At 49.8% G+C, this 12,022-nt stretch carries 14 protein-coding genes and 1 other annotated feature (1 of these 15 cut by a window edge); all 14 genes read right to left on the reverse strand.

Translation table 11 applies throughout. The features are described from left to right. Positions 1-77: 77 nt before the first annotated feature. Positions 78-542 (reverse strand): glycosyltransferase family 2 protein, encoded by a 465-nt coding sequence (locus BM241_RS05455; protein ID WP_242948270.1) that lies wholly within the window; start codon positions 540-542, stop codon positions 78-80. A 43-nt stretch (positions 543-585) separates the two neighbouring features. Next, on the reverse strand, positions 586-1,419 hold the full coding sequence (hag, locus tag BM241_RS05460; RefSeq protein WP_092282227.1) for a flagellin Hag: 834 nt from the start codon (positions 1,417-1,419) through the stop codon (positions 586-588). After that, positions 1,416-1,541 (reverse strand): hypothetical protein, encoded by a 126-nt coding sequence (locus tag BM241_RS12930; protein WP_278292238.1) that lies wholly within the window; start codon positions 1,539-1,541, stop codon positions 1,416-1,418. The genes hag and BM241_RS12930 overlap by 4 nt, the downstream gene beginning before the upstream one ends. Positions 1,542-1,676: 135 nt before the next feature. Continuing rightward, on the reverse strand, positions 1,677-1,907 hold the full coding sequence (gene csrA / locus BM241_RS05465; RefSeq protein ID WP_025747922.1) for a carbon storage regulator CsrA: 231 nt from the start codon (positions 1,905-1,907) through the stop codon (positions 1,677-1,679). A gap of 22 nt (positions 1,908-1,929) precedes the next feature. Continuing rightward, positions 1,930-2,373 (reverse strand): flagellar assembly protein FliW, encoded by a 444-nt coding sequence (gene fliW / locus BM241_RS05470; RefSeq protein ID WP_025747923.1) that lies wholly within the window; start codon positions 2,371-2,373, stop codon positions 1,930-1,932. A gap of 2 nt (positions 2,374-2,375) precedes the next feature. Further along, positions 2,376-2,939, reverse strand: coding sequence for a DUF6470 family protein (locus BM241_RS05475; RefSeq protein WP_143094058.1), 564 nt, complete (start codon positions 2,937-2,939; stop codon positions 2,376-2,378). 182 nt (positions 2,940-3,121) lie between these two features. Then, on the reverse strand, positions 3,122-4,006 hold the full coding sequence (gene flgL, locus BM241_RS05480; RefSeq protein ID WP_025747925.1) for a flagellar hook-associated protein FlgL: 885 nt from the start codon (positions 4,004-4,006) through the stop codon (positions 3,122-3,124). Positions 4,007-4,044: 38 nt separating this feature from the next. After that, a complete protein-coding gene (flgK, locus tag BM241_RS05485; protein ID WP_025747926.1) occupies positions 4,045-5,712 on the reverse strand; it encodes a flagellar hook-associated protein FlgK in 1,668 nt (555 codons plus the stop codon). A 17-nt stretch (positions 5,713-5,729) separates the two neighbouring features. Beyond that, a complete protein-coding gene (locus BM241_RS05490; RefSeq protein WP_092282228.1) occupies positions 5,730-6,227 on the reverse strand; it encodes a flagellar protein FlgN in 498 nt (165 codons plus the stop codon). A gap of 140 nt (positions 6,228-6,367) precedes the next feature. Continuing rightward, on the reverse strand, positions 6,368-6,652 hold the full coding sequence (gene flgM / locus BM241_RS05495; RefSeq protein WP_092282229.1) for a flagellar biosynthesis anti-sigma factor FlgM: 285 nt from the start codon (positions 6,650-6,652) through the stop codon (positions 6,368-6,370). Between the two features lie 135 nt (positions 6,653-6,787). Then, positions 6,788-7,207 carry a MerR family transcriptional regulator gene (locus BM241_RS05500; protein WP_092282230.1) on the reverse strand — a complete coding sequence of 140 codons (420 nt, stop codon included), beginning with the start codon at positions 7,205-7,207 and terminating at the stop codon, positions 6,788-6,790. Between the two features lie 46 nt (positions 7,208-7,253). Further along, positions 7,254-7,973, reverse strand: coding sequence for a ComF family protein (locus BM241_RS05505; RefSeq protein ID WP_177206100.1), 720 nt, complete (start codon positions 7,971-7,973; stop codon positions 7,254-7,256). Between the two features lie 13 nt (positions 7,974-7,986). Beyond that, positions 7,987-10,212: an SF1B family DNA helicase RecD2 gene (gene recD2, locus BM241_RS05510; RefSeq protein ID WP_025747932.1), complete on the reverse strand. Its 2,226-nt coding sequence runs from the start codon at positions 10,210-10,212 to the stop codon at positions 7,987-7,989. 391 nt (positions 10,213-10,603) lie between these two features. Beyond that, positions 10,604-11,617, reverse strand: coding sequence for a 3-deoxy-7-phosphoheptulonate synthase (aroF, locus tag BM241_RS05515; protein WP_025747933.1), 1,014 nt, complete (start codon positions 11,615-11,617; stop codon positions 10,604-10,606). Between the two features lie 67 nt (positions 11,618-11,684). Beyond that, positions 11,685-12,022: a binding site (T-box leader), on the reverse strand; it runs 64 nt beyond the window's last position.

Here is a 12,022-nt window from a genome sequence, read left to right on the forward strand (position 1 = left end):
TTATACCATAAAAGAGAGGATGTTTCTATATTTTTATGCCGAAAAATGTTGATTTTTCAAGGTTCAGAGCTCATTTTTTATGTGCGAAGTCTGAGATAATTTATTATTTCTCCATTTTCCTGTATATTAGCCATTCTACAGCCTATTCCATCAAACCGCTTGTTCCGATGTATCAATTTAATGTATTTCTTTACATTATAGCAGTGCCCTTCTGCAAAAAATTCATCGGCATCAAGAAAAATAATCCAATCCCCTTTTGCTAAAGATAATGCAAAATTTTTAGCCTTTGCAAAATCATTCTGCCACTCATAATGATAAACTTTTGCTCCTAAATTTTGGGCAATTTCAGCGGTTCTATCACTCGAACCGGTATCCACAACAATAACTTCATCTACTATATCCTTATAACTATTAATGCACCGTGCAATGTTTTTTTCCTCGTTTTTGGCAATAACGCATCCCGATATTTTCACACAGCTCACCTCAAATTTAAAAATTAGAAAGATGGTCAGGGGAAAACAATACCCCAACCATCTTTCCAAAAATTTAAAACCTTTTATGGTTGTAACCATTAAATCAACTAATTTAACGCAACAACTGCAACACTGCCTGTGGCTGCATATTTGCCTGAGCCAACATTGCCTGAGCAGCTTGGGACAGGATGTTCATCTTGGTGAACTCCATCATCTCTTTTGCCATGTCAACGTCACGTATACGAGACTCAGCAGCCGTCAGGTTCTCTGCTGCGTTGTCAAGGTTCTTTATAGTATGCTCAAGCCTGTTTTGGGTAGCACCCAACTTGGAACGTTGAGATGAAACTGTGTTAATAGCAGCATCTATTGCCGAAATAGCTGCATCAACAGCACTGGCGCCAACACTAGCAAATGTTGTTACATCAATCGTAGCAGTAGATACTCCCAACGACGAAGCAGTCATAGCACTAATAGTCAGAGTCAACTGTTGCCCTTCATTTGCTCCAATCTGGAAAACTCCACTATAACCACCATCTAGTAAGTTTTTGGTGTTAAACTGGGTACGTTGAGCAATCCCATTAATTTCATCAATTAAAGCCCTAATCTCATCCTGAATAGCTTGTAGATCTTCACTCTGATTCGTACCTACGTTTCCTGCCTGTACAACCAACTCTCTCATGCGCTGGAGAATAGCATGTGTCTCATTCAAAGCACCTTCAGCAGTTTGAATGAGTGAAATAGCGTCCTGTGCATTGCGGCTAGCTTGCTCTAAACCGCGAATCTGGCCTCTCATTTTCTCCGAAATAGCCAGACCTGCCGCGTCATCCCCAGCACGGTTGATCCTTAAACCAGATGAAAGTTTCTCAAGAGACTTTTGAACACCGGTATTGTTGATGCTGAGCTGTCTGTATGCATTGAGAGCCATTATGTTGTGGTTGATCCTCATCTTATCATTCCTCCCTGAATTTTTTTATTTCCGCCGAAGTCCTTTTCAGCGGTTTTTTGTTTAAAGCCCATCCTCTGCCCGGCCGCTGCAAAGGATAAGGCTTTGGTTTTGCTTTCACTCATATATATCGACAACCTTCTGCATAAACTTTAGGGGTGGAACAAAAAATTTTTATCCTCCTGTAGAACTTTTTGACTGCTTATGTAGTAAATTTTTACTATGTTTCCCCACAGTTATTCTTTCAGGTCTTCCCCGCTCTATTCTTTAAGCACCCTGTTCAGCTCTTCAAGCGAAATACCGAAGCTGTCCACCACTGCCTCGCGGTTGGCCTGCCTGACCTCGTCCATGAGTTCCTTCCTCAGAATGGATATATCCTTTGGAGCATTTATCCCTATTCTGACCTGGTCTCCCTGCACGTCTATTATCTTCACCTCTATGTTATCGCCAATCAGAATCGACTGACCCGGCTTGCGGGTTAAAACCAGCATATCTCCACCTCAATCTACTGATTTATGCACCTTTTTTCATTTCTTCGAGTATATAATGCCTAGTTGTGTATTTTTCATCATCAAGTATAACCTGCATGGCGATGTTCTTCTTTGCGTTTATCACAATAGGTCCCTGCAAGTTGGCAGTCATCTTGTACATATCCTGGGGAATGACGACAATTGATAAAAAGCGTATGTCAGTCGGGTCCTCAACCTCGAGTTTATGCAAAACCTCCTCATTTATCGAAGGCGAATAGTCCTTTTTAAACACAAACGGGTCTATGACCACAAAGCATACATCCGGGTTATGCACAGCATGAAGCCACATGAAGGGGTTGTCATCCCCCACCTTGCCCAGCAACACGTACTCCTTTATGTCCTCAAAACCATACAGCCCGTAAGGAAATCTTATGATCTCCTCTTCGGGTATTTCAATATAGCCAAAGTGCCTGGACTCAATGATCAATTCTATACCCTCCTGTCCATGTAATGCCCCGCATATTCTATGGTGATACTTGGATACTGCCTCATGTAAATTTCCACCTTGTGTGGCGTGACTTTATACCTCACCGGATGTACAACGGCGTTAAAATGAACCTTGCCCGGCTGATAGTCAATCCTGATTCCACCGGTTACGTAGAACTTGGGCCTAGGCAACGGCAGCTTCACGGGCTCGGCCTCTGGCACATGGTACGACCTCTCCTCGGCAATGTCAGCCATGGGGTTTCCGCCCAGCTCTATGGCAGCCAGCCGATCGCCGTCCTGGGCGGTTTGGGCTATGTATTCCATAACCCTTTGGTAGCCCTTTTGCGCCTGCGCGCGTGCAATGTCCCAAAAATTTTTATATCCCAGCTCTGCAAAACATTCGTACTGATCAATGTACACCCTTACGGGTTCGGTCTTTATATCAAGCCTAGGGGGCTGCCGCTTCATCTCCAGAAGAGGCTGTGAACTGTCTATCTCCACCTTGGCCGGCTGTGTACGAATCCCTATAAGGGCAGGCTTGGTGGTAATGCGCAGATACAACGACATCCACCCCTAAAACTCACTTTAAACTGCCATACAACTTAAATTACCATACAATATACAGGAATTTTACTACAATTGTTATATTAATCCTCTTGTATAAAACGAAATTCACTGAAACACCAAAATACTTTAAACAGCCACACTATTAAATAAAGCCGCATATATTTTTACACGACTACACAATGCTACCTCAAAAAGTCCATAAGCGTTGGCATGATGATGCGCGCACCTGCAGCCAGCGAAGCCCTATAAACGTTTTCGGCCTCTTTAAGCCGCACTATGACTTCAGCAATATCGACATCCTCGTTCTGCGAAAGCAGGTTTGTAAAGTTTATCTCTTCCTCTTTCAGCCTGGCACGGATGAGCTCAAATCGGTTTACCTTGGCACCCACCATTGAGCGCTGGGACAGTATCTGCGTCATGCGCTGGTCTATCTCGCCTATGTAACCGCCCAAATTGGTGGCATTATCACTTCTCAAATCATTTTTAAACCGCTCCAGCACATCGTAAATCTTGTCTATTTCGGCACCGCCTTCGCCGCCCAGCACATTTACCTCTATGCGGTTGCCGACCCCTATCTCAAAGGCTATTTTGCCGCTGTCACCCTGATACACCAGGCTGCCGTTTTGCTCCACAAACGCCGGCTGATCCGTCCTGTAACCGGCAAATATGTACCGTCCCGCATAGGTGGCATTGCCCACCTGCACCACATGTCCCTGCAGCTGCTCGATCTCATCGGCTATTGCCATCCTGTCCTCGGGGGCAAGGGCTCCATTGCTGGCCTGAACCGCCAGCTCCCTGGCCCTATGAAGTACGTCCCCCAGGTCCTTGAGGGCCGATTCGGTGGCCTCAAGCCACGATATGGCGTTGTCTGCATTGCTCACATACTGCTGGTTGTAGGCAAGGTCCGCCCTCAGCTTGAGCGACTTGGATACGGCCACTGGGTCATCCGACGGCCTCAAAATCCTCTTGCCGGATGAAAGCTGGCTCTGCAGCTTTTCAAGGTTTCGCATATTCTTCGCATAATCCCGCATCATATTGGTAATCAGCATTCCATTGGTTACACGCATCTTTCAAACCACCTTTACACATTTGCTGTTATTGTATTTTATCTCCCCACCACACCCATCCTGTTGATGAGCGTCTCCAGCATCTCGTCAATGGCAGTTAAAATTCTGGCCGAAGCGTTGTAGGCATGCTGGAAGCGCACCATGTTAGCCATCTCCTCATCCAATGATACGCCCGATACCGACTGGCGCCGCTTGTCCATCTCGGCAACCAGCATCTCCTGATTATCGGCCATATGAGCGGCCTGACGGCTGGCCACGCCCAGCGTGGAAATAAGCGCCTTGGTGAAATTGTCCATATTGTTGCACTCGGGCACGTAGGTCTTGTGCCTTAAATCAAGAAGCCTCAATATGTTTTTGTTGTTGCCCTTTGCTTCGGCCGGGTTAAACCCTTTTTGAGGGTCCATCCCGTTAGCTTTATCCTCCTCATCAAAGTAGATGGCCGCTATGTTGTTCCAGTCCTCCCTTATGTCATCCGATATGGTGATGTACTTGGCTATGGGTTGTCGAGCGTTTGCCGGGTCAAAATCGGCACTGCCATCCGAAAAAAAGTATATCCCGGTCTCACCATTCAACGTGTACCCCTGGCTGTGGATTTCGTTAAAGGTAATCATAAGGGTATGAGCAAACAGGTTCCACATGCGCATGTAATACGGTATGCCGTATTCGGCGTTTTGGTTGGGCGCGGGCTGAAACTGCGTATCAGCAGATGAGGTACCCGTCTGGCCACTCGATGCTCCCCGTTCCAGCAGCTCGTCTGGAACCCCCGGCAATGGCTGCTCCTTGCCTCCTATGCCATCCCGCATGTCGATAAAGCCTTTCAAAATGCCGCCGGTGATGTTGACTCTTTCACCGGTATCCTTCCATACCACTTCCACCAGCTCGTCCACATCCACGTGGTTGTTCTTGGGATAGGGCATGCCGTTTACACTGCTGCTCCTTGGTATCGTGGCCAGCTCATAAACCTTTGTATGATTGACCAGCGTCTGCCCAGCAATGTCCACCCTGAACCGGCCGCTGGCATCCTCGTACACCGATACCTGCACTATTTTTGACAAGTTGTCCAATATGAGGTTGCGCTGGTCGCGCAGGTCATTGGCTGGCCGGCCGGTGGATTCAAACTTAAATATCTGCTCGTTGAGGGCCGCAATCTCCCGGGCATAGGAATTTATATCCTCCACATGGGATATTATGGCCTGGTTGGCCTCCCTCTGCAGCTCTTCCAGCTTGGTATAGACGTTCCTTATGTTTTCGGTAAGCGCCAGGGCCTTCTGTTGCACCGTAGCGCGTGTGGTTGGGTCTTCGGGATTCAAGCTCAAGGCCTGAAGGGCGTTGAAAAACTCATTGAGCACCGTATTAATCCCTGACTCGGAAGGCTCATTGAATATGGCCTCGATGTATGCCAGCATATCCCGCTTAACTTCCCACTCGCCCAGAGCCGTCGACTCCTTGCGGTACTGCATGTCCAGGTACGCATCGCGAATCTGGCGCACCTGCTGTATGTCAACGCCGCCCCCCACGGCATATCCGCCGTAGGTGGTAAACAGGCCCAGGCCCATACCGGGCTCTATGGCTTTCTGTATGACCTGCTGGCGAGAATATCCCTTTGTATTGGCATTGGCAATGTTGTGCGCTGTAACTTCGAGATTTGCCTGATTGACGTGCAAACCCTTTCTTGCAATTTCCAGACCGTAAAAAGTAGACCGCATAAAGCTCACTCCCTGTTTTATACCTTTTTATCTATCAGGCTGCGTCTCTGCTGCCTGGTACCTGCCCCACCGGCCCTACTGTATATGCTTCCCACCTGTCCCTGACCGGTGATCAGCCCTATTGAAAAATCGATAAACTCCAGGTTGTTCCTGATGAGCCGCTCGTTTATCTGGTTTACCTGCTTCTGCTCCTCTATTATGCCGTAAAGTTTTTCCTGCAGCTGCTTGAGCCGCTCCTGAATCTGCCCCTCTGCCTGCGATGTAAGGTAGGATATGGTGACCTCCGTGGGCTCAATGCCCCGCTGCCTTGCAAAATCGACTACCCATCCTTCCCGCTTATCCTCCAAATTCCTCAATTCAAAGATGAGACGCTCTTCCATCTCCACAATCTTTTCCAGCTCGCCTATATCAGCATCCACAATAACCTGCGTCTTTTTTTTAGATAAATCCAGCAGTATGCTGTAAAGCTCGCACTCCTTATCCAGTATATCAACAAGTTTTTGCAGGCTGTCCATGACCTCAATCCCTCACACGCAATTTTGCCTTCGCAGCACTTAATGCTTTGAACCCTCCCAAGCAAAGCTCTTTGCAAAAGCTCTGAACTATAAACAAAAACAGCTTAAAAATGACTTAAACGCAACTGCACCTATCTCGGCTATCTGTCCTGTTTCAGCAAATCGTCCACCATCTTGGAGGCTATGCTCCAGCTGTCCACGCGGTACTGCCCGCTTTCGAGCCGTGCCTTTATCTCCTCCACTTTTGCCAATCGAACATCAGGTACCGACTTTGCGGCCTTTAGCGCTTCCTGAAAAATCTGGGCCCCCTTTGACAGCACCACCTCATCGGCTTTGCTGCTTCTGTTCTTAACGCCGCGAATTTGCGGATCCTGGCTGGCATACAAATTCAATATCCGGGAAATGCGCGTTGAATCGATCTTCAAACCCCTTCACCTCTTTAACGCGATTCATATATAATATCGGCATGCGCGGACAAAAAATTTAGGGGTAATCTGCATTCCCCTCTTCAATCACATTTCTCGTCCAATGGATCCATTTAGCCTATCCTTTCTGCCTGTTTATTCCCTGTCCCTCTTTTTGATGATATAATCGGCCAGGTGTATTTTGCTGCTATCGGGCTTTAAATCCGAGACCTTCCTGGCAGATTCGCTAAGCCCTTTCTTCAAGCCCCTTTCAAACACCGCAAGGCACTCCTTGCACATTCTTCCCGTGGTGATGGGCTTGCCGCACCGCTCACAGGTCAGCACCGGCGAGGGCTCCTTAAGCTCCAGCCTCCCCTCGCGCAAAAACTCGAGTATTATCTTTTCCTCTACCCCTGTGGCCTCTGAAACCTCGATTATGGTGGCATCGGGGTGCTCATACAAATAGTCCCTCACCTTTTTGAACATCTCATCCAGCTCCATCACGCAACTGGGACAGTACTTTATGCCGTTGTACTGAAACAGCCTGTTGCACCGCTTGCAATTGCGAATATCCACAGCGCTTCACCCCTCAAACAAAAGCATTTATATGGGAATGTGTGGCTTACCGGCCGGTGGCTAAAGTAAGCACGTACACCCTTTGAGCCCCTGCTTGAAGCAGCACCCTGCTGCACTCGTCAACCGTGCTGCCCGTGGTAAACACGTCGTCCACTAGCAAAACCGCCTTTCCCTGTACTGCATCGGGCTGGCTTACTTCAAAGGCATCCCATAGGTTTTGCATGCGCTGGAACTTGTCCAATCCGGCCTGTGCGGGCGTGTATTTTTTGCGGATAAGGACGCTTTCATTGACCGGCACGTCGATGTTCCTGCTGATCTCCCTGGCCAGCAGAGCCGACTGGTTAAACCCCCTCTGGCGCTGTCTCCTGGGATGAAGCGGCACCGGAACGATGACGTCCACATCCCAACCACAACGCTGATTGAAAGCCTCAGCCATCCACCACCCCAGGGTACGGCTGAGATACGATATGCCGCCATACTTGAACTGATGTATGAGCTGCTTTATCTCGGGGGTATAGTGCAGGACTGAGACAGCCTGTTCAAAATGATAGCGCACATACGCGCAGTCGATACATATGCCCTCCTCCCCGACGGGCCTGCCACACTTATGGCACACCGGCGGGGTAATAAGTGGAAGCGAGCCAGCGCATGTCCGGCACAGGCCTTTGTCGTCTATGTCCCTGGCCCTTTGCCGGCAGAGGATACAGGCTATGTTCTGGGGATACAGTATGTCGAGAATGGCCTCCTTGATGGAAGACAGGTCCATGGGTACCACCTTCTCAAAAGTTAGAGACTGCAAACAGCTTTCTGAAGTGGTGTGTAAGTCCCGAATAGCGCTTTTCCACATAATCGTTTCTGACCATGGCCTCAATAGCTCGCTCACGACCAACTATGATCACCATCTCCCGTGCCCTGGTCACTGCGGTATAAAGCAGATTACGCGTCATAAGCATGGGCGGTCCCCACGCTAGCGGAATGATAACCACAGGAAACTCGCTACCCTGGCTCTTGTGAATGGATATAGCATAGGCAAGCTCTAGCTCGTCCAGCTGCGAAAAATCATATACCACTTCCTTGTCGTCATCGAATATGACGGTCATGCTCTGCTCCTCGTGGTCTATAGCGGCGATGTAGCCGATGTCGCCGTTGAAGACCCCTTCGCCCTCTTCTACCACCATGCCGTGAACCTTTCTCTTCCAAGGGGTACGGTAATTGTTCTTGATCTGCATCACCTTATCGCCTTCCCTGAACAGAATATTGCGGAACAGCTTCTCCTGCTTTTCAGCCGAAGGAGGATTGAGAACCCTTTGCAGCTCATTGTTCAAATTGTTAACCCCAATGGCACCCTTGCGCATTGGCACCAGCACCTGTATGTCCCTGAGGGGATTGTAATCGGCAAAAGCGGGCAGCCGCCGACATATGAGCTCTAGCACGGTGTTCAGTATCTGCTGCGGGGTCTCTCGCCTGCTGAAGAAGAAATCGCCGCCCTTTACGTTGAGATACGGCATATGGCCCTGGTTGATCCTGTGGGCATTGAGGACTATCATGCTCTCCTGGGCCTGCCTGAAAATCTCGGTCAGGCGCACCACCTTGATAATTCCGCTTGAGATTATATCCTTGAGCACGTTGCCCGGTCCCACCGAAGGTAGCTGATCCACATCCCCCACCAGTATCAGCCGTGTGCCGGGCACGATGGCCTTCAAAAGATGGTTCATCAACAGGACATCCACCATCGATACTTCGTCTATTATCACCGCATCGGCCAGTATGGGATCGTCCTCATCCTTCTGGAAATAGGGCCCTTCATCGCTGTAGCTGTACTCTAGCAGCCTGTGTATGGTCCTGGCCTCCCTGCCGGTGGTCTCGGTCATGCGCTTGGCCGCCCTGCCGGTGGGGGCCGCCAGAACCACCGTCATCCCCTGCTGCTCCATCAGCTTTATGATGCAGTTGATGATGGTGGTCTTGCCGGTGCCGGGCCCACCCGTTATAACCGTCACCCCGTTGGATAAAGCCTCGATCACGGCCTCCCGCTGCTTCAGCGCAAGGAGTATACCTTCCTCTTTCTGAAATTTCCTCAGCATTTCCTCTATGTCAAACGCGCCCGGGTTTACGTCCACCATTGACAGCTCTACAAGGCGCCTGCACACACCCACCTCGGCGTAATAAAAAGGCGCGAGGTACACCGCCGTCTGGCCCTCGATGTTCTCTATAAACACCGACTGCTGAACCGCCAGGGATATGATGGCATTTTCCACCAGGCTTTTGTCTACTCCCAGCAGAAGCGAAGCCTGCTCCACCAGAATATCCCTGGGTAGGTAGGTGTGCCCATCGGCTGCCGCCTGTGAAAGCACGTATTTTATCCCTGCCGCAATTCGGTAGGGCGAATCAAAGGCCACGCCCATGTTCTGCGCTATCCTGTCAGCCGTCTTAAATCCTATGCCCGTCACCTCGTCGGCCAGGCGATAGGGATTTTCCTTTATGATGCCAATGGCGTCATTGCCGTACATCTTGTATATCTTTATGGCATAGGTGGTGGTGATGCCGTAGGACTGAAGAAACATCATGACTTCCCTTATTTCCCTATGCTCGGCGTAAGAAGCGGCTATCATTTCGGCTCGGGCAGGGCCAATGCCTTCCACCTCAGTGAGACGCTCGGGACTGAACTCTATGACGTTTAAGACATCCATCCCAAAGCGTTCTATAAGCTTTTTGGCGGTGGATGGCCCTACCCCTTTTATGAGCCCCGATGCCAGGTATTTTTCCATGCCATCCAAAGTGGAAGGCACAACGCTTTTCATAGCGTGAATTTTAAGCTGCTGGCCATAATCGGGGTGCATGGTCCATTCGCCGACGATGTGCACCTTCTCGCCCGCATTGGCATAGGGCAGGCTACCCACCGCCGTCACCAGAGCCCTGCTGCTCTCATCCCGCACTTCTATCACAGTAAAGCCGTTATCCTCGTTACGAAACACCACTTCCTCTATAATGCCCGTGATTTCCACCACTTTTTAAGCCACCCGCTTCCCGTAATTATATATAACCCAGAGCATATCACAAATCACAGCCGCAACTCGCTGGAATTTACTAAATAGCTCAATCCCTGCAAGCTTTAAAGATATTTTACCATATCCTTTCAGGCAATTCACCTCTTTTCTCATTTCGATATTATAGTCTCACATAAACCGCGTGAACGACACAACATTTACCGGTGACTCAACCGCGGCTTACAGCCTCACTACATCACGGACAAGCTTTGCTTCTGTTTTTATTCAGATAAACGATAATAAAGCGCTGCAGTCACCTTTTCTATCCCATGCAAACACTGCAGTTGATTTTTTATTTCATGGCTTTTCACACAGCGCCAACAGTACAGTTTGTTTTAATCTCTCGAGAAGATTATAGCTCCCGCCCCACTGCCTGCGCAATGGGTTTTAATGCCTCCATCAAACGGGCGAACTTCTCGGGCTGGAGGGACTGCGCTCCATCGCTTACAGCATTGGCAGGGTCAGGATGCACCTCTATCATGAGCCCGTCTGCACCCGCTGCCACAAATGCCCTGGCCACAGCATCCACCCATTTCCAATTTCCTGTACCATGGCTGGGATCGGCTATAATCGGAAGGTGCGAAAGTTCCTTTACCACCGGAATGGCGTTAATATCCATGGTATTGCGCGTTGCCGTCTCAAAGGTGCGAATACCTCTCTCGCACAGTATGATGTTCTGGTTGCCGGCATCCGCGATGTACTCGGCAGCCATGAGCCATTCCTCGATGGTGGCCGACAAGCCGCGCTTTAAAAGCACCGGCTTACCTGAAAGGCCGCACTCCTTGAGCAGCCGGAAATTCTGCATGTTGCGCGCCCCGATCTGCAGGATGTCGGCATAGCGGCTGACCAGCTCCACATCCCTGGTATCCATCACCTCGGTAACCACCTTAAGGCCAGTCATCCTAGCAGCCTGATGCAGCAGCTTGAGGCCTTCCTCCTCCATGCCCTGGAAGGAATATGGGGAGGTTCTGGGCTTGTAGGCCCCACCCCTTAGCACGGTGGCACCCGCCTCTTTCACCCTGCGGGCCACCTCATATATCTGCTCCTCGCTCTCAACGGCACAGGGACCGGCCATCACCACCAGCTTTTTCCCGCCGATTTGCACATCGCCCACTTCCACCACCGTATCCTGCTTTTTAAGCTCGCGCCCCACCAGCTTGTATGGCTTCATTATGGGGACTATGCCCTCCACCCCTGGCAGCTGTGAAAGGTTATGCTCCTTCACCAGCCTCTTGTCACCTATGGCGCCAATCACCGTCTTCACTTCGCCGCGGATGGTATGGGTTTTAAATCCCAGCTCCCTCAGCCGCTTTTCAACGTTCTCGATCTCCTGCTGGGTAGCTCCGGGTTTCATGACCACAATCACTTTAAAACCCCCCTTCGGAATTTTGTGATAAACGCGCATCATATGGCTATAAAAAAATCCCCGTCCTGTTTAGGACGGGGAGTATTTCCCGCGGTACCACCTAAATTGGTTATCGCTGCGATAACCCTCTCGTTTAAGGATACTTGTCTTTGCCCCTCAAAAGCCTGTAACAAAGGCAAAGACGCCATATCCCCCTTCCTGGATAACGGCGAAGGCCACCGTCTCAGCCTACGCAGGGAACGCACCTGTTTTAAAAAAACACTTATGGCTGCTCATTGCATCTATAGCGAGAATCGCTCATGTTTGAGCAAGTACCGCCGCATCCGCCCATCCTCGCTTTACAGGCACTTCCCCTTCAGCCTGCAGCTCCCGGGAGAACTTCCATACACCGCTTACCACCGGGCT

This window comes from Caldicoprobacter faecalis (assembly GCF_900115765.1).
GTDB classification, from domain to species: Bacteria; Bacillota; Clostridia; order Caldicoprobacterales; family Caldicoprobacteraceae; genus Caldicoprobacter; species Caldicoprobacter oshimai.